The sequence below is a fragment of the Clostridium ragsdalei P11 genome, from assembly GCF_001675165.1.
Lineage (GTDB): Bacteria > Bacillota > Clostridia > Clostridiales > Clostridiaceae > Clostridium_B > Clostridium_B ragsdalei.
This window is the reverse complement of sequence record NZ_LROS01000066.1, coordinates 1-24935: the sequence shown is the minus strand read 5'-3', so window position 1 is coordinate 24935 and position 24935 is coordinate 1. Positions and strand designations below refer to the sequence as shown.

At 29.5% G+C, this 24935-nt stretch carries 22 protein-coding genes, 3 tRNA genes, 1 rRNA gene and 1 pseudogene; 23 read left to right on the top strand and 4 right to left on the bottom strand.

The genetic code is table 11. From position 1 onward, the window contains the following. Positions 1-20: 20 nt before the first annotated feature. Positions 21-722, bottom strand: a complete 702-nt coding sequence (locus tag CLRAG_RS17210; RefSeq protein WP_065079530.1) for a radical SAM protein — start codon at positions 720-722, stop codon at positions 21-23. Positions 723-1017: 295 nt separating this feature from the next. Between CLRAG_RS17210 and CLRAG_RS20285 the strand changes: the two genes are divergently transcribed. The 14 genes and pseudogenes from CLRAG_RS20285 (at position 1018) to CLRAG_RS17150 (ending at position 12828) form a co-directional block, all read left to right on the top strand. Continuing rightward, positions 1018-1161, top strand: coding sequence for a cyclic lactone autoinducer peptide (locus CLRAG_RS20285; RefSeq protein WP_083985790.1), 144 nt, complete (start codon positions 1018-1020; stop codon positions 1159-1161). 100 nt (positions 1162-1261) lie between these two features. Continuing rightward, positions 1262-2582 (top strand): annotated as a pseudogene (locus tag CLRAG_RS17205) (sensor histidine kinase). A gap of 4 nt (positions 2583-2586) precedes the next feature. After that, entirely contained in the window at positions 2587-3138 is a 552-nt protein-coding gene (locus tag CLRAG_RS17200) for an accessory gene regulator B family protein (RefSeq protein WP_065079529.1), read from the top strand. 150 nt (positions 3139-3288) lie between these two features. After that, a complete protein-coding gene (locus CLRAG_RS17195; RefSeq protein ID WP_065079528.1) occupies positions 3289-3462 on the top strand; it encodes an aspartyl-phosphate phosphatase Spo0E family protein in 174 nt (57 codons plus the stop codon). A 310-nt stretch (positions 3463-3772) separates the two neighbouring features. Next, positions 3773-3847: transfer RNA gene (locus CLRAG_RS17190), tRNA-Gln, on the top strand. A 2-nt stretch (positions 3848-3849) separates the two neighbouring features. Further along, positions 3850-3925, top strand: a tRNA-Lys gene (locus CLRAG_RS17185). 71 nt (positions 3926-3996) lie between these two features. After that, positions 3997-4081 (top strand) — tRNA-Leu (locus tag CLRAG_RS17180). Positions 4082-4234: 153 nt separating this feature from the next. Continuing rightward, complete coding sequence (locus CLRAG_RS17175; protein ID WP_065079527.1) at positions 4235-5563, top strand: hemolysin family protein; 1329 nt, start codon at positions 4235-4237, stop codon at positions 5561-5563. Between the two features lie 92 nt (positions 5564-5655). Continuing rightward, on the top strand, positions 5656-6834 hold the full coding sequence (locus CLRAG_RS17170) for an SAM-dependent methyltransferase (RefSeq protein ID WP_065079649.1): 1179 nt from the start codon (positions 5656-5658) through the stop codon (positions 6832-6834). A gap of 85 nt (positions 6835-6919) precedes the next feature. Next, entirely contained in the window at positions 6920-8929 is a 2010-nt protein-coding gene (locus CLRAG_RS17165) for a UvrD-helicase domain-containing protein (RefSeq protein ID WP_065079526.1), read from the top strand. Next, a complete protein-coding gene (locus tag CLRAG_RS17160; RefSeq protein ID WP_065079525.1) occupies positions 8926-11127 on the top strand; it encodes an ATP-dependent helicase in 2202 nt (733 codons plus the stop codon). The genes CLRAG_RS17165 and CLRAG_RS17160 overlap by 4 nt, the downstream gene beginning before the upstream one ends. A gap of 27 nt (positions 11128-11154) precedes the next feature. Next, positions 11155-11292: a hypothetical protein gene (locus CLRAG_RS20985; protein ID WP_207644833.1), complete on the top strand. Its 138-nt coding sequence runs from the start codon at positions 11155-11157 to the stop codon at positions 11290-11292. A 19-nt stretch (positions 11293-11311) separates the two neighbouring features. Then, entirely contained in the window at positions 11312-12052 is a 741-nt protein-coding gene (locus tag CLRAG_RS17155) for a PD-(D/E)XK nuclease family protein (RefSeq protein ID WP_242872170.1), read from the top strand. Between the two features lie 155 nt (positions 12053-12207). After that, on the top strand, positions 12208-12828 hold the full coding sequence (locus CLRAG_RS17150; RefSeq protein ID WP_065079523.1) for an IDEAL domain-containing protein: 621 nt from the start codon (positions 12208-12210) through the stop codon (positions 12826-12828). A 39-nt stretch (positions 12829-12867) separates the two neighbouring features. On the opposite strand, the gene CLRAG_RS17145 is transcribed toward CLRAG_RS17150, so the two are convergent. Further along, entirely contained in the window at positions 12868-13587 is a 720-nt protein-coding gene (locus tag CLRAG_RS17145) for a polysaccharide deacetylase family protein (protein WP_065079522.1), read from the bottom strand. A 380-nt stretch (positions 13588-13967) separates the two neighbouring features. Here CLRAG_RS17145 and CLRAG_RS17140 point away from each other — a divergent pair, with 380 nt between their 5' ends. Together CLRAG_RS17140 and thiI are read left to right on the top strand one after the other, a co-directional pair. Then, positions 13968-15104, top strand: coding sequence for a cysteine desulfurase family protein (locus tag CLRAG_RS17140; protein ID WP_065079521.1), 1137 nt, complete (start codon positions 13968-13970; stop codon positions 15102-15104). After that, positions 15101-16243: a tRNA uracil 4-sulfurtransferase ThiI gene (gene thiI / locus CLRAG_RS17135; protein WP_065079520.1), complete on the top strand. Its 1143-nt coding sequence runs from the start codon at positions 15101-15103 to the stop codon at positions 16241-16243. The genes CLRAG_RS17140 and thiI overlap by 4 nt, the downstream gene beginning before the upstream one ends. 202 nt (positions 16244-16445) lie before the next feature. On the opposite strand, the gene CLRAG_RS17130 is transcribed toward thiI, so the two are convergent. Beyond that, entirely contained in the window at positions 16446-16787 is a 342-nt protein-coding gene (locus CLRAG_RS17130) for a HesB-like protein (protein WP_065079519.1), read from the bottom strand. A 135-nt stretch (positions 16788-16922) separates the two neighbouring features. Between CLRAG_RS17130 and CLRAG_RS17125 the strand changes: the two genes are divergently transcribed. The 5 genes from CLRAG_RS17125 (at position 16923) to CLRAG_RS17105 (ending at position 21868) form a co-directional block, all read left to right on the top strand. Beyond that, the gene (locus CLRAG_RS17125; protein WP_065079518.1) at positions 16923-18095 is read left to right on the top strand and encodes a DUF4317 domain-containing protein; all 1173 of its coding nucleotides are present in this window, start codon (positions 16923-16925) and stop codon (positions 18093-18095) included. Between the two features lie 223 nt (positions 18096-18318). Then, positions 18319-18774 carry a SiaB family protein kinase gene (locus tag CLRAG_RS17120; RefSeq protein ID WP_242872169.1) on the top strand — a complete coding sequence of 152 codons (456 nt, stop codon included), beginning with the start codon at positions 18319-18321 and terminating at the stop codon, positions 18772-18774. A 98-nt stretch (positions 18775-18872) separates the two neighbouring features. Next, positions 18873-19256, top strand: coding sequence for a DUF1987 domain-containing protein (locus tag CLRAG_RS17115; protein ID WP_065079517.1), 384 nt, complete (start codon positions 18873-18875; stop codon positions 19254-19256). Between the two features lie 3 nt (positions 19257-19259). Next, a complete protein-coding gene (locus tag CLRAG_RS17110; RefSeq protein ID WP_065079516.1) occupies positions 19260-21101 on the top strand; it encodes a SpoIIE family protein phosphatase in 1842 nt (613 codons plus the stop codon). 23 nt (positions 21102-21124) lie between these two features. Continuing rightward, complete coding sequence (locus CLRAG_RS17105; protein ID WP_065079515.1) at positions 21125-21868, top strand: GGDEF domain-containing protein; 744 nt, start codon at positions 21125-21127, stop codon at positions 21866-21868. Between the two features lie 715 nt (positions 21869-22583). Here CLRAG_RS17105 and add read toward each other — a convergent pair. After that, the gene (gene add, locus CLRAG_RS17100) at positions 22584-23633 is read right to left on the bottom strand and encodes an adenosine deaminase (protein WP_065079514.1); all 1050 of its coding nucleotides are present in this window, start codon (positions 23631-23633) and stop codon (positions 22584-22586) included. Positions 23634-23837: 204 nt separating this feature from the next. Here add and CLRAG_RS17095 point away from each other — a divergent pair, with 204 nt between their 5' ends. Both CLRAG_RS17095 and CLRAG_RS17090 read left to right on the top strand, forming a co-directional pair. Beyond that, entirely contained in the window at positions 23838-24011 is a 174-nt protein-coding gene (locus CLRAG_RS17095; protein WP_013239468.1) for an aspartyl-phosphate phosphatase Spo0E family protein, read from the top strand. 712 nt (positions 24012-24723) lie between these two features. Continuing rightward, positions 24724-24935: ribosomal RNA gene (locus CLRAG_RS17090) — 16S ribosomal RNA — on the top strand; the annotation flags it as partial.

The window sequence follows — 24935 nt, the reverse complement described above, 5'->3', positions numbered from 1 at the left end:
CAATGACTTAACGTAGATTTTTAACTGTCACAAATAGTTCCAACACCAAAATCAGTATTATTCCAAAGCACTTCTATATTTTTTTCTCCATCCAAAAAGGAATAATTTTCTTTAAACCAATTTATCAATTTATCATCTCTTTCTATGCTTGTGGAATTTTGTGTAAATATATTTACGCATCCATATTGAAAATATTTAAGTAAGTAATCTATATCTTTTTTTATCATTTCAGTAGTCTGTCCTTTTATGCCAACTAAAAGGCATATGGACTTAAAATATTTGGCAACTTCAGCTGGACCAGAAAAAACAGCACCTTTACGTAATACCTTATTTCTAAAATTATCGTCAAAGGTTTCGATACCACATTTAAATATTATAGGTACTTTAAAAAAATTCTCCATTTCATGAAGCCTGTCTTTGTAAAGCCAGTGGCTTTCAAAAAATAACTTTTTTATGCCTTTTGAAACTACCACAGATTTAATGTACTCCAGTGTTTGAATTGGTAATTCAAAGCAGCTTCCTGAATTTATGATTTCCAGAGTTTTATATTTTCCTGTAACTTTTTTGAGAATGTTCTCATTAAAAATTATATTTGAATTAGTGTCTGTGCTGTTGTCATCTATGTAATCACAAAAACTGCAGTGTCCCCATATACAAGGAGAGGCTTTAAGTAAAACAACCTCCCTGGGATTTTTTTGTGTTACTAAGCTGTATCTTATCATATTAAAATCCTCCCTATTTAGTGCATTTATCTTAAAAATATGTTCAGCTTTAAAGATTTGCGTGTCTATAATACTACAAAATTAATAAGAATGTAAAGAAGAGTTATTTGCGTGATTAGAAAATTACTAACTGTAAGTTTTTGACTGCATTTTAAGTAACATTTATCTAAAAAATTATTTTTTTAGATAAATGTTACTTTTTTTTATAAATTGAGGAAGGAAAAAACAATATATTGTAGAATATATAAAATGAGCTATATAATTACAAAATTTTTACTAAGGAGTGGAGTATAAAATGAAAAATTTAAAAAAATCTTTATTAAGTAAGACAATGAAGGCAGTAGGTTCATTATCTTTATTTTTGGCAGCAATAGTTATAACTCCTGCATCATTGGGAATGGGACATCAACCAAAGTGTCCTGAAGATCTCTTAAAATAATACAGTAGGATATTTATAAATATTGTAGTTAAGATTTTAATATGATGTTAATTTTTAACTACAATATTTATTAAAAGGACATAAGCAGAGGAGATGGCATATGGATGTGGTAAAAGAAATAATATTAGATGGAATTGAAGCTTTACTTTTTTTGGGTATCTTTGAAACGCTTTATAATGAAAAAAAATTTGTGATGAACAATAAAATTAGAACCACTTTATTTTGCATAGTATATATTTTTGTAACTTATTGGAGTACATTTTATATTCCAGATGTTTATCATACACTTTTTCTTTCGATATTTGACATTTTACTATTATCATGCATTACAAAAATAAAAATATATTATTCAACGGTCGTGTATTGTTTATTTGTTACAATAATTCTGGCTACTGAAACTTTTGTGGAAATTATCGAAATGTTTATATTTAATGTAAATATAAATCAAGTTTTTTTAAGATCTGAATATGTGCGGATATTTTTGTCATTTTCTAAAATTCTACAAATAACCGTTGTAGTTATACTTTTGAAATTTAATTTTTATTTTACAAAACTTAAGCTATTTGAAAAAGAAGGCCATGTTTTTTCAAATTTAATAATTGAGATAGGGGTAGTTACTTTATTTGTATACAGTGTTAATTTAAGTATCTTTGATATAAAAAGCATACAAACTTATAATATCTTAATTTTTACCGTATATTTCGTATTTTTAATTTTAAAATTTAAGAATTTAAAGGAAAAACAGACCCTTGTAAACATAAATGCTAAGTATAAAGTTCAAGAAAGCCAAATTAAAAATATGGAAGAAATAATTAGTATAATAAGGCAGGAAAAACACGATTTTGCCAATCATATAAATGTCATACAAGGCCTATGCATGTTAAATAAGCCTAATACTGTTGAAAGAATAAATGACTATGTGTTAAAAATCTCAGATACTGTACATTCCTCTTTTAAATATCTAGATACAGGAAATGATTACATAGATGGATTGTTATCCATCAAAAACAATCATGCCATGAAAAATAATATAGATTTTGAAGTAATGATTGATGAACCTTTTGACTTGATAAAAATTAGACAGGATGAGTTGATAAGCATTATAAGTAATCTAGTAGACAATGCTTTTGAGGCATTCCAATCTAAAATATATACAGATTATAAAGAGATAGCTGTAAGTACCTTTAGGGAACATGAGGATTTTTGTATTGAAGTAGCTGACAATGGAGATGCTATTTCAGAAAATATGAGAAAAAAGATTTTTGATAAAGGCTTCTCTACGAAAACCAGCAAAAAAAAGTGATCATGGTTTTGGGCTGTATATTATTAAGCAGCTAGTTGAAAAAAATAATGGAAGTATATGTGTGGAAAGTAGTCCGGAAATTACTAAATTCACAGTAAGATTTAAGATAGAAGGATAGATAAATGGATAAACTTATAGGGGCTATAGTAAAAAAAATTTCTGAAACAAATCCTCAATTTTCTGATTTGGAACTAAAAAAGATGGAATATGGATTGCTTTGTATTTTTGATGAAATAACAAAAATTATTCCATATTTTATTATATTTTGGCTGTTTTCATTGCAGCGGTATTATATAGTTATTCTTATATTTTTTTGCCCAATTAGGATATTCTCAGGAGGGTATCATGCAAAAACCTATTGGGGATGTTTTTTCATTAGTTTTATTGTATTTTTATCTATAATAATTGTTGGAAAGTATGTTTCATTTAATACATATATATTGTTGATGTTGGAGTTTGTTTCCTTTGTACTTATTTGTATTTTTTCTCCTGTAGATAATATTAATAAAAGGATAAAAAGTAAAGAACGAAGAATGAAGCTTAAATATGTCTCTATGATAATTACGTCCTTTTTAATTATATTATGCTACTTTTTACCACATAAGTTTTTAAATACTGCAGTAATATCTATTGCTAGTGCAGCAGCGTTTATGATTGCTGGTAAATTTAAATAATTCATAATTTTATTTAGAGCTGGTATTTACCAGTTCTTATTTTTTTACTTTTAAATACAGTTAGTGAATACTATGGGGGTATTCCCAATAGATTAATATTTATAAGAATTTCCTTCCTTTCTATACTAATTTGAGAGAGGAGGGAATAATATGAGTGAAATTGAAGAAATATTGCAAAAAATAACTGAATTAAGAAAAGAACTAGAGAATTTAATTGAGCAAAAGAAAAATTTGATCGATCCAGAAGTGGTTGTTGCAAGTCAAATGTTGGATTCAATTTTAAATGAATACAATAAAATAGTAAAAAGTAAAACCGATAGTTAATAGAGCTGGCACATTAATTAATTAGTGTGCCAGCATTTATCTATAAAATTGCTATTGCAACAGCGACATATAAAAGTTAGCATACTAGGAAATAATAAAGGGTATCAAATTTAAAAACAAAAAAACTATTGACATTATATTTGTTATGTTTTATAATATATCTTGCAGTTACAAAAAATTCCCTAGTTTTTATAGGTAGAGGAATAAATTAGTACACTTAAGTATATAACCTGTAAATTAATGATTTCTAAAGTGTTTTTATTTTATGGATACTTATTCATATATAAGAAGAAGGAAATCTGTTTAACGTTGGGGTGTAGCCAAGTGGTAAGGCAATGGACTTTGACTCCATCATTCGTAGGTTCAAATCCTGCCATCCCAGCCAATGGTTTACTAGCTCAGTTGGTAGAGCACATGACTTTTAATCATGTTGTCCGGGGTTCGATTCCCCGGTAAGCCACCAATTTAATCAAGGTTGTAGTTTTGTGGTAAAGTTGTAACGAGGGAAAATCCTAATATTTATTTTTTATATATGCAGGTGTGGCGGAATTGGCAGACGCACTAGACTTAGGATCTAGCGCTTTACGGCGTGGGGGTTCGACTCCCTTCACCTGCACCATTGATTTACAAGAAAGTTCAATTTATAAATGATAAGAATGGCTTGTAAGTTACATACAAGTATAATAAAAGGATTTTATGCAGGAATTAGACTTATCATCTAATTCCTATTTATTTTATTATCTAAAAAATAGATGAAAGGACGATTGTGCGCATGGATGTTACCTGGCAGAGTATAATATTCGAACTTATGTTGCTATTAGTACTCACGGTGATTAATGCATTTTTTTCAGCCATAGAAATGGCTATAGTTGCTTTAAACAAAAGTAGAATTAATTATTTAGCAGAAGAGGGGAATAAAAAGGCAAAGAGGATATTGAAGTTGTTAAAAGAACCAAACAATTTTCTAGCTACTATACAGGTGGGAATAACTCTTGCTGGATTTTTAGCTAGTGCGTTTGCAGCTACTACCTTATCGCAGAAGTTTTCGTTTTTTTTGGTTAAACTGGGCGTTCCCTATAGTGACAAACTGTCTGTAATTATAATTACAGTGTTATTATCTTATGTTACTCTTGTATTTGGAGAATTATTTCCAAAGAGAATTGCGCTTCAAAAATCAGAAGCAATATCAATGGCATTAATAAATCCAACTTTGTTTATAAGTAAGTTGATGTTACCTTTTGTAAAATTACTATCAGGTTCTACCAATGTCCTTTTAAAAATATGTAATATAAGTACAGAAAATACTGAAGACGAAGTATCTGAAGAAGAAATTAGATCCATGATAGAACTTGGACAGGAAACAGGCGTTTTTAATCAATCTGAAAAGAAAATGATAGAGGGAATATTTAAGTTTGATGATAAACTAGCAAAAGAAGTTATGACTCCCAGAACAGAAGTATTTGTTATAGATATAAATGACATAGATTCAGGTACTATTGAAAGTATTATTGAAGAAAAATACTCTAGAATACCTGTCTATAGAGATGATATAGACAATATAGTAGGTATATTGTATGTTAAGGATCTGTTTGTGAAGCTTATGAAAACTTCTGCGGACAATATAGATATAGAACCACTACTCAGAACTCCCTATTTTATACCGGAAAATAAAAATATAGACGTACTTTTTAAAGAACTCCAAAGTACTAAAAATCATATGGCAATTTTAATTGATGAATATGGTGGATTTTCTGGAATTGTAACTATAGAAGATTTGATTGAAGAGGTAATGGGAAATATATTTGATGAGTATGATGATAATGACCAGTATATAAATAAAATTGATCAGGATACTTATTTAGTAAGTGGATTAGTATCAATAGATGAAGTAAATGAATTTTTGAATTTGGAATTGGAGTCAGATAATTCAGATACTATAGGTGGTTTTGTAGTAGAACTCTTAGGAAGCATTCCTAAAGAAGGAGAAGAAAATACCGCTGAATATGAAAATATAATTTTTAAAGTAGAAAAAGTAGATGAGAAGAGAATAGAGAGCTTAAAGATATATATTCCAAATGAAAGTCATAGTAATGAAAATTAAATGTGTAATTGTTGTGTAGTATATAGGTATTTTATGTATCTATTTTAAATATAGTTTTATTTTTCAAGAGAGGAAGATATGAAGATATGGGATTGAATAAAATATTTTTTAAAAAATTTTTACAGGGTGCTTTTTCAGACACTGTATCAGTTAAGTATTGGGATGGTTCTGAAGAAAAGTATGGAGAGGGAGACATAAAATTTAAAGTATGTATGAATAAGCCCATTTCTGAAAAAGACATATTGAGAGATCCTTTTCTTACTCTAGGAGAAGCTTATATGGATGGAGTTCTTGACTTTGAGGGGAATATTAGAGAAGTAATAGAATCAGTATATAAGAATAGAGAAAGTTTTTTAAATAAGGCTGATATATTTTCCAAAGTGTACAAAATACTTCCCAATACTTTAAAGAGAAGTAAAACGGATGTACAGTATCACTATGATCAGGGAAATGATTTCTACAGTTTATGGCTTGATAAAACAATGAGTTACTCTTGTGCATATTTTAAGCATGAAAATGATTCCCTTTATCAGGCACAATTGAATAAGGTAGATCATATATTGAAAAAGCTTAATTTAAAAGAGGGACAAACACTTTTAGATATAGGATGTGGATGGGGAGAACTCGTTCTCATGGCTGCAAAAAAATATGGAGTAAAGGCTGTAGGCATAACTTTAAGTAAGGAACAGTTAAAAAAAGCAAATGAAAGAATAGAAGAAAATAATTTACAGGGAAAAGTTGAAGTTAAACTTGCGGATTATAGAGAAATTGCAGATAAAAAAGAAAAGTTTGATAGAATAGTAAGTGTAGGAATGATTGAACATGTAGGAAGAAAAAATCTGTCTACTTATATGGAAGATGTAAAAAATATGTTAAATCCAGGAGGAGTGTCACTTCTTCATTGTATTACTGCACAAACAGAAGGAGAAGTGAATGAATGGATAAAGAAATACATATTCCCGGGAGGTTATATACCATCTATAAGGGAACTAGTCAGTTTAATGGCAGATAATGATCTTCACCTTGTGGATGTAGAAAGTTTGAGATTGCATTATTTTAAAACACTAAAATGTTGGGCTGAAAACTTTGAAGGTACTATGGATGAAGTTAAAAAAATGAAGGATACTAGATTTATAAGAATGTGGAGACTTTACCTAAATGCCTGTGCTGCTTCATTTCATTATGGGGTAGTAGACATACATCAGTTTGTATTTACAAAAGGACTTAACAATGAACTACCAATGACAAGAAAATATTTGTATGAAGATTAGAATTATTGTAAAATCAGGGTTGTAGACCCTGATTTTTTAAATGGCATAATTACTCATTAAAAAATTTAATTTGAAAAAGTGGGTGATGAAAATAAAATATAAAGAAATAAGAGAAATGCTTTTTAAAGATGAGTTTCAAGGAAATAGTCTTGTTATAGATGGAATAAGCGGCAGTGGTAAAACCTCTTTAGCACAAGAAAAATACAGACATATGATTGAATCTCAAAAAATTAAAAGTGAAGAGATTTTAGTATTTGTTATGAATTTAAATCAGGTAATGGCATGGAAGAGGAATCTTTCTTTTAATTTTTGTGGCCAGTGTAAAATAAAAACTTATGCTAACTTTGTAAAAGAAGAAGTTATAAAATATTGGCCAATTATTGAAAAAAACTGTAAGCTGATAAGAAAAAGTGAAATAAGGCCTGAATTTGTAAATTATGATACTTCAAAGTACATGATGGAAATGCTAATTGATTACTATAGAAAAAGAAAAGGATATTTTTTAGATATAACTGTAGAGTCTAAAAAAGTTGCTGGGACTTTTATTTCAAACATGAATCAAGCTGCATGTTCATTAATTGATATGGATAAAATAGGAGACAGGTTATATAATTCTTTAAAATTGAAGAAAAATGTAAATGCCCAAAACTTCGATAAGATGGATGAAGTAATAATGCATTACGCAAAAAGTTTTTTGAATTCAGGAACTATTGATATAGCTATGGCAATACAGCTTTATAACAAATATTTACTTAAAGATGAAGGTTATTTAAAAAAGCTTGAGGATATAAAATATGTGCTGGTAGATGATATGGATGAAATGTGTGCTGCTGAACTTAATTTAGTAGAAATAATTTCTGAAAATGCACATAAGTGTTACTTTTTTTCTAATATGGAGGCAGGGTTTTGTAATTCCTATGGTTCAGATATAGATTTTATAAAGAAAAGTAAATTTTTAAGCGGTGAACTTATAAATTTAGAGGAACATTTTTTATGTAGTTCTGAGTTTTGTCACATTTTAGAAAGTCCCAATAAATTCAAATACTCAGATAACATTTATATTGATATAGGGTCCTCTTTAAGAAGTGAAATGATTGAAAAAATAGGAAATAAATTAAAGGAACTTATAGATGATGGGACACCTCCGGAAGATATAGCTATTATATGTCCTATAAATGATTTTGTATTGAGTTATGAATTACGAAGTAGGTTTAAAGATGCACCTTTTGAAATCAACAATTTAGGAAAGAAAAGCAAACTGATGGATAATGCGTATGTTCACTGTATTATGATGATTATATGCATGTGTATTGAAGATATAGAATATGACTTTACAATGGATGATTATAGAAAACTTTTTTCAACGCTTTTGCTGACAGATGCAAAAACTTCATGGATTTTATCCAAGGAAGTTGTAAATTTTCGAAAGCTAGGGGATTTAATGGATACCCAAAAGAATATTATGGGAGAAGAAAGAGCCTCTAAATATAACTATATTGTAAAGTGGATAAGAAACTGTAGCAAAAATATTAGAAGTGACAGTATAGATATGCCAGAGCTTATAAGACTAATATTTTTAAATGTTATGATAGAACTCCCAGGTTCAAGAGAAAATATAGGCATATGTGAAAATTTAAGTGAATTGGCAGATAGATTTATAAATACTCTTGATAAATTTAAAACTATAGATAATTCATCACAAAAATTTGTAGATTTTATAATAAATGAGGCTGAAAGTTTTTGTCCCTTTAGAGACATAGAAAATATGTATTTTGAAAAAAGAGATATAATTTTGAGCAGTGCCTTTAATTTTCTAACCAGTAATATAAAAAGTTCTGTACAAATTTGGACTGATGTGACGAGTAATTTGTGGAGTCCTAGAAATATAAAAAAGTTTTCAAATGACTGTGTGTTAAAGAAGAGTTGGAATGAAAATGTTGTGTATACAGAGGAAATAGAAACAAGAAATCGAAGGAAAAATTTATATAGTGTAGCCAAAGCACTTTTAAGGAAGTGTAGTGGTAGAATATATTTGTATGGAAGTGAATATTCTGAAATGGGATATGAGCAAAATGGAGGATATATGGATATATGAAATTTAGAGATGATCAGCTGCCTATAATGAAATATAAAGGTGGTACTATGGCAGTTTCTGCAGTGCCTGGGGCAGGGAAAACCTTTATTACAGCGCAGCTTGTTTGCAAAATAATAGAAGAAAAATTAAACAAGCCTGGAAAAGTACTTGTAGTTACATACATGAATAGTGCTGTAAATAACTTTAAAAATAGAATTTCTCACATGCTTGAGGAGAGAGGAATAGATTCAAATAATGACTATGAAGTTATGACAATACACGGTCTTGCAATGAAAGTATTACAGGAGAGGCCGGATGCAGCAGGATTAGATGAAAATTTTAAGGTCATAGATGATTTACAGAAGATCTTCTATTTAGATAATGCTGTAAAGGTGTGGAGAAAACTGGGAGGAGAAAAGATATACAGAAGTCTTTTAAGTGAGTATGGTACTAAAAAATATGATGAAAAAAGTGAGAGATGGTGGAAAGATTTTTTACAAATATCAGACGTGCTTATAAGTGAATTAAAATTAAATGGAATAACTCCTGAAAAAGTAGAAGAAAACAGAGAGCCTTTAGGAAACAATAGCATAATTTATATTTTAAATTATATTTATTCAAAATATGAGAAAATGTTGAACCTAAATGGATATGTGGACTATAATGACATACTTGTACTTGCTTATAAGGTACTTATTTCAGATGAGGATTTGAGAAAAAAGTTTCAACAAAAATATAGTTTTGTATTTGAAGACGAATGCCAGGATTCAAATTTAGTGCAGTGCGATATACTGTCCATTATTTCTGAAAGGATAGGTGAAGATAATAAGAAAAGAGAATGTAATTTGGTTCGGGTAGGAGATTTAAATCAAAGTATAATGGGAAGCTTTACATCTTCAAATCCCATGTATTTTAAACAATTCCTAAGAAAAGCAGATAAAAACTATGTAATGAACAGAGCAGGCAGAAGCACAGTGGAGATAATGAATCTAGCTAATTTTTTAGTTGAATACACCGTAAAAAATCATCCAGAGGAAAGATGTAGAGAGGCACTTAGATATCAAAAAATACATCCTGTAGAAGATATAGAAGATTTGAAAAACCCCGAAGTTGATGGATATGGCATCTATGCATACAGCATGAGTTCCTGGGAAGATGTAAAGAGAAGGACTATAGGAGCAGTAAAAAGTTTTAGAAGAAAGCATCCAGATATGACGCTTGCCATATTAATTCCCTTTAACAGCCACGTAAAAGAAATAGCAGAAGAGCTTAGAAAAAATAAAATAGAATGTGATGAACTATCAAGCATATCTTCAGAGAGGCTTAAAATCATAAATATTTTGGGAAAAATATTAAGCTTTTTAGGAGAACCGGACAGCATCGTGAAATTTAGAGATTTGATGTATGAAATTATAGAGGGAGACAATGAAAAAAAGAATGTTATAATAAATAATATTACAAGTTTTAAAATTGAGGATATACTAAAAGAAAGTGTATTTAAGACTACATCTGTTTGTAAATTAGAGGAGATAGACAAGAATATATTTGAAGATTTTATATGTAAATTAAGAATAGTAAAAGATATATTAGACAATTTAAATATGCCTTTGCAAGAATTGATTCTATATATAGGTTGTGAACTTAAGTTAAAAAGTGAAGACAAAGCTATTTTTCAATATATAGCATCTTATGTAAGGTACAAAAATTATGGAAATAATCCTATGACTTTGAATGAAATTTCAGAAGAACTTCTAGATGTAAAAAGTTCTGCATTTGCACATATATGTAATGTAATTTATGATATTAGAGGATATGAGCCAGTTCCAGAAAAGGTTACAGTTACAACTTATCATAAATCAAAAGGATTAGAATGGGACTGTGTATTTTTATTATACTTAAATAATTATATATATCCCTATAGTATTAAAGGAAAATTTAGATCAGAACACTATTACTTTAAAGATGAATTTAAAAATCCCACAGCTATAGGAAAAGCAGAAGTACAAAAACTACTTCAAAATAACTTTTGCTACAATCCTATTATAAAGGCTAGGGAAGAAGTGATATGTGAAAAAATACGACTTTTATATGTGGCTATAACAAGGGCAAAGAAGTACTTAATGCTCATGGCCCACTATGATGAAAACAAAAAAGATTGTCCATCTAAGTATTTTGAAATCATAAAAAAGTTCATTTGTGAAAATAAACAGAGTTCTTAGCATCAGATGGAGTTTTGACTCCAGCTGATGCTTATTAACAGGCTTCTTAGTGCTTCAGCACTTAGAAGGCGTTATCCTTTAGGAAAAATTGTTATCCAGGGACGTAGCTGCTCTTTACTTCCACTTGGAAAAGTGGGAGTATTAGAGCAGGTAGTCATCGGATAAAATTTAGAATGTATAAGTGGTGAAAGTTTTGGATATAAGAAAATTAGAATATTTTTATTACAGTCAAAATTCTATAAATACATTTATAAAGTGTCCTCTTAAGTTTAGGTTGAAGTATTTGGAAAACTTATCTTGGAAGAGGGAAGGCTCCATAGAAGAGAATTATTATGAGAATATAAAGCAGGGACTGGATTTTCACTTAATATGTGAAAGATATTTTGCAGGGATTCCACTGGGGAAATTAAATGATGATTTAGTAAAAAAGGTAAATTCCTTAAAGGACACGTTTAAAATAGATAAAAGAAATCGTTATTTAGTAGAATATGAGGTAAAAATGACAAAAGAAGCTGTGAGACTTCAGGCAAAGTACGATTTGATAATAGTAACACCGGATAAAAAAATTGAAATATGGGATTGGAAGACGGAAAATAGAAAATTATCTATAGATGAGATGAAAAAAAGAGTTCAAACTTTAGTATATATGTATGTATTAGCTGAAAATGTTGAAAATATTTTTGGCTTTGAATGTAAACAGGAAGATATAACAATGAACTTTTGGCAGCCTCAATATGAAAATAATATTATAACTATAGAGTATAGCAAAAATGCTCATATTGAAAATGAAAAGTACTTGAGTAAAATAATAAGAAATATAAACTCCTATGATTTTTATAGTGCTAATACTAAACTTTACTCATCCCATTGTAAGTTTTGTGAATTTAATTATCTTTGCAATAATCAAAAAATTTATGGACAGTAATATATGGAAATAAATATATTTATTATGGATAATGGGCTTATAGGTAGGGTTTTGAGTACTATATTGTGAAATTTCACAATATTGCGTATAAACATAAAAAATCACTTTTTTCATGTATAATAAATCAGGTGTATTACGAAAAAGGGGATAAAAATATGGATATAAGTAACTTTGTTGTTTTGAAGGAGCATAAAAACGGGGACTTTGAATATGGGATAAAGCTAATACCAAAACGTGCAATGGACAAATTTGTAGATAGCATTTTCATTTCTAATGTTAGCAATATAGGAGGATGCAGCAATTATAAAATTTCCTTTCAAAAAAGATGCGGCTTCAATACTGTACTAAATGATTTTAAACTTGGAGAAAAAGATTTTTTAAGTTATATAGAATTTTTAAGTAAATTTAAGAGTTCTAGTTTTAAAAGCAGCAAGTTTAAAGTACGCAATTTTGGAGAAATAGAATTGACGTATTTGCAGAGTGATATGATAAAAATATCTTCAACAAATGGCTGTAATAGATTATTTTTTACTATATCAAAAGAAGAATTAGAATATTATATATGGATTTTAAAGAAAATCCATAGGGAAAATCTGGACAACTCTTTTAATGCTTATAAAAATCCTACTATGAATCCTATAACTAGCATGGAGAAAAGAAAGCTGTATACTGAAATTTTGTATATTTTGATAGATGGAGCTTTGGACAGCAATAATAAAGAATTATTTTACTCTCTGTGTAACAAGTTGAAAATAAGCTGCTGGAAAGTTAACTAATAGTTAGCTTCCTAGCAGCTTATTTTAATGTATAATTCACTATCGCTTCACCCTAAAGTGATATTCAGGGGTGTTTTCTGTAATTGCTTTGAATTCATATCCCAATTCTTTGTAGTGTTTTATTATTTTAGAGAGTACCACACAGGTGTTTTTATTTTGAGCGTCACAATGAGCAAGCAAAAATATTTTATTTGGATTGACGCACTTTCCAGTACCTTCTCTGTATAACTTGTCAATTGATGTATTGTAGTCAATGCCGTCGGACAAAGACAAATTCCAATCATATATCTTATAGCCTGAAGAATGAAGTTTTTCAAGAAGTGAATTGGTTAAGTGACCATTACTTCCCGTTGGAAATCTTATTATTTTAGGTGCAAATCCTACTACTTTTTCAATTTCGATGCCAGTTTTATTCATTTCATCGATAAAAGAATCAGAATTCGAATATATTTTACTTGATTTATGAGTATATGTATGGAGACCTATACTGTTACCTTCATTGAATATTCTTTTTACTATATCCTCTTTTCCTTGAATTTTACAGCCTATTAGAAAAAAAGTGGCCTTTACGTTTTCTTCTTTTAAAATATCAAGTATTTTTGGTGTAACTTCCGTACTTGGCCCATCATCGAAAGTAAGGTATATTGTTTTATTGCAGGAAATCTCTTTTGAGGTGTTCGGTGAAGATGCAGAAACTGTAGAATTTAAGCTTATACATAAAATATAGAATATGGTTAATAAAAAATATTTAACTTTCATTAAAATGTCCCTTCTATTCCTAGTTCTTATACATAATAGTATGTGTTCTTATAAATTTTTTATCCGTTCGCTATCATTGCTAACACACCCATTTTTCATCAAAATGGGTGATAAGCACTGCTACGCGCCTGGATAAGTTCTTCCCCTAAAGGATAACGTATTCTAAGTGCTAAAGACACTAAGAATACTGTTAATAAGGTTTAGCTGGAGAAAGTTATTCTTATAAGCAAGCTCCAGCTGTACCTAAGAATCACTTGATAAGTTTATAAGAGGAAAGTTGTAAAAATAGATTTTGTCTATAGCATATAAGTGTGATAATATATGTTATATTGGCTTTTTATGATATTTTAATTATTTTTATGTATACGAGGTGAAAGATAGTGGAAGTTTATTTTGACAACAGTGCAACAACTAGACCTTACGATGAAATAATAAATTCAATGGCAGAAACTATGAAAAATTATTATGGAAATCCCTCTTCTTCTTATTCTCTAGGATTGAAAGCAGAGTTAAAGATGAATGAAAGTAGAGATATAGTGGCACATACCCTAAATTGTAGTAGAGATGAAATAATATTTACTTCCGGTGGTAGTGAAAGCAATAACTTTTTAATAAGGGGTTTTATAAAACCTGGGCAGCAAATTATAACTACAAAGATAGAACATCCCAGTGTCTTAAATACCTGTAAAGCTCTTGAAAGAGAAGGAATAAAGGTTGTTTATTTGGATGTAGATGACAGTGGGAAAATAGATCTTGAAGAACTTAAAAGAAGCATTAATAAAGAAACTAGAGTAGTGAGTATAATGCACACTAACAATGAAATTGGAACGGTACAGGATATAGAAACTATAGGAAAGATTATAAAAGAAAAAAATAGTGGGGTAAAGTTCCATGTAGATGCAGTTCAAGCCTATGGAAAGTATGATATTGATGTTAAAAAGTGCAATATAGATTTGTTATCTGCAAGTGGACACAAAATACATGGACCAAGAGGAATAGGCATTGCTTATGTAAAAAAAGGCCTTAGACCTGAACCGCTTATATATGGAGGGGGACAGGAAAAAGGGTTTAGATCGGGCACTGAAAATTTGGCAGCTGTTGTTGGATTTTCAGAAGCAGCAGAGAAAGTATACAAAAATAGAAAAGAAAGTTTTAGTAAAGTAACATGTGTAAAAAATTATTTTATAGAAAAACTTAAAGTTATATCTAACATTAAAATAAATAGTGATGGAAATGACTATTCACCTTATGTATTAAGTGTATCTTTTATAGGCGTAAGAGGAGAAGTATTACTACACTTGCTAGAAGAAAAAGGTATATATGTATCCACAGGGTCTGCATGTTCTGCTAAAAATAACGAAGATAGTCATGTACTTAAAGCTCTGGGATTGAAGAAGGAAGAAACTAAGGGAACTATAAGATTTAGCTTTGATGAAGATAATTCAAAAGATGAAGTTGATTACACCTTAAATGTACTGGACGAATCTTTAAAATTTTTAAGGAGTGTGGGTAAATGAGAAAATTACTACTTTTAAAATATGCCTCAGAAATATTTTTAAAGGGATTAAATAAAGGCAAATTCGAGAAGAAGTTAAGGGATAATATAAAAAATGTTCTTGGGAAAACCAAATACGATTTTGTGGTAGATGAGGGAAGATGGTTTATAGGCTGCGATGATATGGATGAAGCTATTGCAAAATTAAAAAAGGTATTTGGAATAGCTGAAATTTGTATAGTAGATGAAGTAGAACCAGATATGGATAGTATAAAGGAACAATGCCTTAAAAGTATACAGCAAAATTCAGGAGGAACCTTTAAAGTAGTGACTAAAAGGGCAAATAAAAAATTCCCTCTTAATTCTATGGAGGTAAGTAGGGAAGTTGGAGCTCATATTTTAAAAAATACTGAAAATTTAACAGTAGATGTAAGAAAACCAGATTTTTTTGTAAATGTAGAGATAAGAGATAGTGCTTATGTATATTCAAAAAGGATAAAAGCCATAGGTGGAATGCCTTATGGAACAAATGGAAGCACAATGCTTATGCTTTCAGGAGGAATAGATTCACCAGTAGCTGGATATATGATGGCTAGAAGGGGAGTTAGGCTAAATTGTGTATACTTCCACAGCCATCCTTATACTAGTGAAAGAGCTAAGGAAAAAGTCAAGGAATTAGCTAGGATATTAAAGGGGTATACGGGTAGCATAAATCTTTATGTAGCTCCTTTTACAGAAATACAGATGCAGATAATTAAAAATTGCAGAGAAGATGAACTTACTATAATAATGAGAAGATTCATGATGAGAATAGCTTGCAAGTTAGCGGAGAAATACAATGTTGATTCGGTAACTACAGGTGAAAGCGTGGGTCAGGTGGCAAGTCAAACTATGGAAGGCTTAATTGTAAGCAATGATGTAGCAGATAGACCAGTCTTCAGGCCTCTCATTGCCATGGACAAAGTAGACATAATGGATGAAGCAAGAAAAATTGGTACTTATGAAACTTCAATACTTCCTTATGAAGATTGCTGCACTATATTTGTGCCAAAGCATCCAAAAACTAAGCCTAGAGTTTCCGAAATAAGAAAGGCTGAAAGTGTTTTGGATATAGAAAGCTTGGTAGAAGAAGCAGTTAAAAATACGGAACTTTTCAATTAAAAAAAGGAGGACAGCTTTACCTATTGTCCGATGACTACCCGCTCTAATACTCCCATACATTCTGTGATAGTCGCTTTCACAGAATGTATGGGAGTAAAGAGCGGCTACGTCCCTGGATAACGATTTCTAAGCATCAGGTGGAGTTTAAAACTCCATCTGATGCCAAGAACTCTGTTTATAGGGGCTGTACCTTCTTTTTAAATTATTCTTCGCATCCATGACAGCTGTCACAGCTGCTGCAACTTGAAGTCTGGGGCTTGAATACAGGTTCTAAAGTAAATCCTCCAAGTCCATTTTCACTTCCACACAGCAATATAAAACCGCTAAATTGTACAAACAGATCACTATCTACGATAAAAGTTATGTCTTTTACTTTTTGAATCAAATCATGATCTTTTTTTTCATCTACAGATATGTTAAAAGATGGTCCGTGGCAGGTCATGCCAGCCAAATATATTCTTATTGCACCAGAAGTTGCGTTATTCTCATCTAAAAATTTTTTGAATTCCTGGTAGGCTATATCACTTATTTTTAAAAAATCCATATAAAAAACCTCTCTTAAAATTATATTTTGTATACTCATTGTATCAAAAATCTTAAATTTGTACCATTAAAAATTGTGATAAAATATAACTTGTAATAATTCAAATTTAACTTTTAATGAATTGGAGAGATAAGTATGAATAAAAAGGATTTGGCAAGCATAAGGAAAGAGTTTAAACTAGGAAGTTATGTACTTCCTATTAAAGAGGTATATAGCGTATATTTAAAAAAGGATAATGGAGAAATAATAACTAGGGAACTGGAGCATTTTGAGATGATGGAAGTGGAAAAAAGAGAGTTATATTTGAATAATTTTAAAAAAGTGCTTACGGGAACTCTGGATTCTAAAATATTTGAATTGGACTTTAAAGAAAGCAGAGGCGATGAAGATGGTGAGCACACTCAAAATATATTATATCAAGCACTAAATTCTGGACAAAGTATAGCTGAATTTGGAGATAAAATAGTGGATAAAGTTTCTAAAAATTACACTTATGATACAGATGTAGTTATAAATTTTGTAAAAGCAGAATATTATAATGCAGATAAGAAAAAGGGAAACGAGGATTCTCCAGAGGAATATGTACATGCTATAGAATTTATATTGTGTAGTGTAAATAAGGTGGAAATTCCTAAAAAGGTATTAAAATTTGATTATGCTGAAATGAGATTTAAACCAAATTCTGCACTGGATATGGTTATAAATTTAAATTCACCGCTAGATGGATTTATGTTTCCAAGTTTTTCTTCCCAGTATGTAGATGTAAATAAAGTGATATATTATTCTCAAAAGGCAAAACAAATAAACAGTTCTTTTGTACAACAAGTATTAAATTGTACTATAAAGCCTACAGCAGTAGAAGAAAAAGAAAGTTTTAATGCTATATTAGGTACAGCAGCAGGGGGCAAAATAAATTCCGATACCATGCAGGAAATATATGAAAAAATGAATGAAAAACTAAGTGAAGAAGAAGAGGATGAGGAAGAAACTACCTTAGATATGAAACAAGTGACGGAAGTACTTGGAGAAAGCGGTATAGAAAATCCACAAGTTGTAAAAAGTGCATTTGAGGAAGTATGTGGAGGAGACTATGAATTTAAGGTTAGAAATATAATTCCTGATTTTAAAAGCAAATCTATAAAGATAGAAAATGAAGATACAAGTATAACTATAAATCCTCACGACTTAGGAAGTGTAAAACAGGTAGTAAATAGGAATGGCAGAAAGTGCCTACTTATTGAATTAAAAGATGATATGGTTGTAAATGGACTTAAACTTGAAACTGAAAAAATGGAGGATTATATATAGACTTTAGTATTTCCCCTATATTTAGGTGCTTAAAAAACTACAGTATTATGAGAAATACTTATATAGGTTTATGATAAAGTATGATATAATAAATTAAAAAATTTTTCTGACTTAATTTTGCATAAAGAAAATATTACTTAGAAATTAAGTTATTTAAAGAACGGTATAGATTGAAGGCTATAGGGTAAACAATTTAAATTATTAATTAAGGGGAGTGGGCGTATTGGAAAATGCAATATACATGCTTCAGAAAAAGTTAAAACAATCAAATATTGAATTTATATTTTCGGGAACATTTTCTCAAGGACTAATAGAAGAACTTGGAATGGCTCTAAAACAGAGAATGCAGCTTCAGCAAGCTAAAAAGAGGAAGATTAGCTCGGCTTTTTTTACTTTTGTTGAACAAACACAAAATATTAAACAATATGAGGTATCAAAAGAAAATACAGAAGATTTTTTGGCTATAGTTGGATCTGGTGTAATAGCTATTTCAAAAACTGATTCAGGATATTGTGTAAACTCAGGTAATACTATATTAAACAGAGATATTTCAAGTTTGAAAGAAAAGCTAGATAAAATAATATCTATGAATGATGAAGAGCTTACTAATTATTTTAGAGAAGTATCAAGAAGAGAAGTCGATATGAATAGGGGAAGGTGCGGGCTTGGTTTGATTTAAATTGCAAGAAAAGCCACTAAAAAAGTTGAGTATAACTTTGAGAGAATAGATGACAGTTACTCTTATTACACATTAACTGTTACAGTATGAGGTGAAAAATGAATAATTTTATGGTTAAAAGTACAAAAAGTACTCCCTATGTAGAGTTTAGTTCAGAATATAATGAACTGATTTTTAAAGGAGAGTCTTATCCAGAAAATGCATATAGCTTTTATGAACCCATTTATAAATTAATGGATGAATATTTTATTAATTTTCAAAAGTTAACTGTAAATTTTCAACTTTCTTATATCAATACTAGCAGTATAAAGTGTTTAATTATATTGTTTGATAAGCTCAATACTAATTATAAAAATGGAAAAGAAATTATTATAAACTGGTATTATGATGAAGATAATGGTTTTGATTATGATATGGGACAAGACTTTAAAATGGATATAGATATTCCTTTTAACTTTATTGCAGTTAATGATGAGGAATAAGAAATGAAGAAAAAAGAGTCACCTAAAGAATTTAGCCGATCTTATATAAAAAATATTTTTAGAATAATTTTTATATCTGGTATAATTATATCTTTTGCAGTAATTGCTACAGCCTTTTTAGGATATATAAATATAAAAAATTCTCTTATAGCTAAAGCTAAGTCTCAAGATATTGTTTTTATGGTAAAATCAATGGCATCTAAGATAGATGGACGTATTAGCAGAGCTGTTGAAACTTCTTATATTTTTGCAAGAGATCCCTTGAATGTAGAGTGGGTGAATGGAGAAGAAAAGGATCAAAAGGTTGGAAAATTGGTTCTAAGTAATTTGGGCAGTATTGCAACCTCCTATGATTACAATTATTTTTTTATAGCAGGAGTAAAAACAAAAAATTATTATTTTAGGCAAAGTTTAAATAAAAACGATAAAAATTTTATAGTGTTGTCGGAAAACAACCCTGAGGACAGATGGTTTTTTGAAACTCTTAAATCTAAAAAGCAAATGAGTTTTAATGTAAATTATGATCGTGTAATGGATGATACTTTCCTTTTTGTAAATACAATTATGGGAAGTGTAGAAAGTCCTGTTGGTATAACAGGTGTTGCTTTAAGTCTCAACAACATAACAAAGGAATTTAAAGAATTTAAAGTAGGTAAAAAAAGCAACCTATGGATGGTAAATGAAAAAGGTGTAATTAAACTGTCTGATAAAAGAGAAGATGTAGGAAAAAAAGTTGAAGAGTTTTTACCAAAAGATGTTGTTAAGCAGATCCAAAATCGACCTATAAATGTTAAAGTAGCACAATATTATGATTCTAATAATGAAATTATGGACTATGCTTACTGTAAGTTAAACTCCACGGATTGGACTTTATTTTATGAAATCCCCAGAAAAGAAAGCATTTCGCTTATTGACTCATTAAGAATTAATACTATAATAACTGTAATTTTAGTTTTGTTATTTTTTATGCTTCTATATTACTTTATTTCTAAAAAAATTGCCAATCCATATAAGCAAGCTATGCTGATTAATGAGGAACTTGAAAATAAGGTTAATGTAAGGACTCAAGAGTTAAAAGAGTCTAATGAAAAGGTAAAAGATAGCATTGAATATGCTAAAAGGCTGCAGGAGTCCATATTACCTTTAGATAAGGAAATGAAAAGAGTCTTTAAGGATAGTTTTGTGATTTGGAAACCTAGGGATATAGTTGGAGGAGACTTTTTCTGGCTAAGAGAAATTGATGATATGATTATATTAGCAGTAGGGGATTGTACAGGACATGGTGTTCCAGGTGCACTTATGACTATGACTGTAAATGCAATATTACATAATATAGTAACTACTATAAATAGTGATGATCCTAGCATAATATTAAAAGAACTTCATGCCGACCTTAAAGAAACTTTAAATAAAAGCTCTAATCCTCAAAGTGTAGATGATGGACTGGATATAGCATTATTTTGTATAGATAAAAAATCTAATGTGACGTATTGTGGTGCTAATTTGGATTTATATATTAAGCGTGATAAAGAAGTAAAAATTGTTAAACCTCAAACTAGAGGAGTAGGATATGATTATATAGAATTAAACCAATCTCTATGTAGTGAGGTTATATCAGCCGAGGAAGGAGATATACTTATTGTTAGTACTGATGGTTTTATACATCAGAATGGAGGGTCAAAAAACTATCCTTTTGGGAAGAAACGTTTGTATAACATGATACAAAAATGTGAAGCTCAAGATTTGGATTCAATGAAAATTGAATTTGAAACAACATTTAAGAATTACATGGGAAGCAAAGAACAGAGAGATGATATTACTGTTTTTGCATTTAAAGTAAAATAACTATAGATGTGGGGGGGAAAGTAATGTCAGGTGATTCTGATTTTTTCGAAGCTGAAAAAGCATTGATTAAAGAAGCCCGAGAATTAATTAATGGTAAAAAGTGTGATAAAGAAACTTTATTGAAAAGTTTTACTATTCTTACTGAACAGTTTGATAAACTCATAAGAGATGTGGAAAAGATAATAAAAATTAGTGATGGTCAACAAGAATACCTTCATAGAATTCAAGGTGATTTAAAAAAGGAAATTGAAGATAGAATAAGAGCAGAAGAAAAACTAAAATATTTTGCAGCTATAGATTCACTTACGGGATGCTATAATAGAGGTATGGGATTAGCATTTTTAGATAATGAATTGAATGCTGTAAAGAGAAATAAGAGTTTCTTTTCCATATGTTATATAGATGTAAATGGATTGAAATATGTAAATGATAATTTTGGACACTTTGAAGGCGATGAACTTCTTGTAATGGTTTGTAGATTTATAAAAAAAGTTATAAGAAGTAATGATATTTTATGTAGATTAGGAGGAGATGAATTTTTAATTATTTTTTCAAATAGCAAAAAGGAAAATGTAGAAAAAGCTATAGAAAGAATTAATTTTGACATAAATTCAGAAAATGAAAAGAAGCTGAAGCCTTATTCTGTTTCATTTAGTTATGGAATATTTCAAGTGGATTATGGTAATAGTTTAAGTATTGATGAAATTATACAAAGGGCAGATGCAAAAATGTATGAAAATAAACAAAAATGTAAGAAACTAGGCTAACATTGAGATCTATATAAGGTTTACAGCTTGAAAGTTAATTTATACGAATCATGTAATGACAAATTTCATCACGTTAAAAACTTTAATAAGTCTAAAGCTCGGTATTTTGAAAATCTAAGAACCTTAGCTAAACTCATACTTCAAACATATCTAAGTTCCTAAGATTTTCTAAAATACCTCGCTAAGACTTATGGAAAAGTTTTCAAATGTGCTTTCAATTTTGTCATTACATTTTATGTATAAGTTTAAATTTCAATTGGAAACCGTATGGGTATACTAACTTAAAAATCAACTTATACGCAGGCATATTTTTACAATAATGAAGCTCTTTTAAATATTTTGTATATAAGGCTTAGGTAAAAATTTTTGAAAAATCTAGAACTTTTGAATTGTTTGAGGTACGAGTTTTCAAAAGTTCTCAGTATTTTTTCAAAGTTTTTTTCTTAGCCTTATCAAAATATTTAACGAGCTGAAGGTTGTAAAAAATATCCATAGTATAAGTTGATTTTTTTGATTAGAGACTCTATAGGTTATTTATCCGATCGCTACCATTGCTAACCCCCCCATCGCACTCTGTGATAGTCGCTTTTCTTCAAAGTGGGGTATAAGCACTGCTATGCGCCTGGATAAGCTCTTCCCCTAAAGGATAACGTATTCTAAGTGCTAAAGACACTAAGAATACTGTTAATAAGGTCCAGATGGAGAAAAGTATTCCTTAGTAGCAAACTCCACCTGAACCTAAGAATCTCTTGATAAATGAGGAATATTCAGCATGCAATTTTAATTTATCCTCTGCACTTGCAAAAGAAAAGTTTATTCCATTTTCCGTAACTTTTTTAATATCTTCAAGATCAAAATTTTGATATTTTACAAGATATTCAAATTCCTTAGTTATAGTAGTATTTGATACAGTTGTATTATCTGTATTTACTGTTACAGCAAGTCCATAGTCTAAATATTTTTTTATAGGATGTTCTTCATAAGAATTTACAGCAGAAGTATTTACATTACTAGTTATACACATTTCTAATGGAATTTTATTTTTTGCCAGATATACGAGGGTATTTTTATCTTTATAGGCATAAGTTCCATGGCCTATTCTTTCAGCATGCAATAATTTTATAGATTTCATTATATTTTCTACTATACCCGTTTCACCAGCATGTACAGTACGGTGAATATTATAGTCCTTAGCCAAATCAAAAGGCTTTGTGTGTATTTCAGGTGGGAAGTCTGCTTCGTTTCCTGCTAAATCCAGAGCAACTACTCCTTTACCTGCATATTTTTTGGCTGAATTGATAAGTTTTATGGCTTTTTCTACAGGTTCATGTCTTAAAGCACATATAATTAAATTTGACATGATATGTAGGTTACTTCTTCCATAATTCATAGCAGAAATCACAGTTTCTATAACTTCATCTAAAGTTAATCCACCATCTAAATGGTTTAAGGGAGCAAATCTTATTTCAATGTACTTTATATTTTCTTTTAACGCATCTTCTAATAATTCTAGAGTAACTCTATATATGTATTCTTTTTTCTGCATTATTTTTATAGGTAAATAGAACTTATTCAAATATTCTTTTAAGGAATTACATTTGCCTAATATTTTAACTTCTTTCTGAAAGCTATTTAAATCATCATTTATAGTAGGAATATGTTCTTTTTTTGCAATATCCAAAATGGTTTCAGGTCGTATACTGCCATCTAAATGACAATGGAGATCTGTTTTTGGAATAAGTTTAATAAGTTTATTTAAGTTCATTAGTGCCCTCCTATTTTTTATTTTATTGGAATATTTATGGAAATTTTATATTATAATACCATTATTAATAAAATTTTTCAATATAAGTACCATATTTTATAGCAATTTATATAAAAATATATTTTTAACAAGTATTGTAATTTATTAAAGAAAGTAATACAATAAAAAATGTTGGTAAAAAATTTTCACGGGGATGGTAGATTTATGGAACAAATGGAAAAAATTAGAAAAGAATTAAATGAATTAGTTATTTTAAGTAATGATTTGTGTAGGGGAGAAGTATTAAGGCTAAGTCAGGAATTGGACAAGTTAATTTATTTACATTATAGAAATATGAATAATTGTAGAGAAAATATGAGATCATCTCTAATTTCTTAGAGGCTGAACAAATTTTTCATATTAGATATTAAATATGTTATTAAAAACTTATCCAGGTGTATCTAGGCATGATATTTGTAGAAATGTATTAAAAACGAATGGAAAAGTTAGATAATTTATTTAAGTGAAGAATATATGTTCTGTATTTATTACTTTATATGATATAATAATTTTTGTTCCGTTGGAACATGACAGCAAGGTTCAATTATTTCAAAATGGATTTATAAAAATTAATTTTAAAATAATATTGACAAAATAAAAAACACATGATATACTATAAAAGTTGTTGAAGTGAGACAGCAAAATGATCCTTGAAAATTAAACAGAGGAAGATATAAGTATAACTTATTTAGAATAAACCAGCAATTCTTTTGAGCTGCGAGAGCAGCTAAAAAAGTAATTTCGTAATTTTGTGTATTATATTTTGCTAACAAGCTGAAATGTAATATATTAAAAATTGGTAGTAGCGAGCAAGACAAGGAAAAGTTTGAATGAGGAGCGGAGTTTACTTAAGTAAATGAGCACCGAAATGAAAGCTTTGACGCAGTATTGTGAAGCTAATAGCAATTTTCTAAAATCAATAATAACGAGTAGTTCAAGGAAAACCTCGAGCGAGGAGCGGAGTTTACTTAAGTAAATGAGCACCACAGCGAAAGGTTTGACGCAGAAATGCGAAGTTAGTATTGATTTTCTATAGAGCCATATAAACTTTTAAATTAAGAGTTTGATCCTGGCTCAGGACGAACGCTGGCGGCGTGCTTAACACATGCAAGTCGAGCGATGAAGCTCCTTCGGGAGTGGATTAGCGGCGGACGGGTGAGTAACACGTGGGTAACCTACCTCAAAGAGGGGGATAGCCTCCCGAAAGGGAGATTAATACCGCATAATAATCAGTTTTCACATGGAGATTGATTTAAAGGAGTA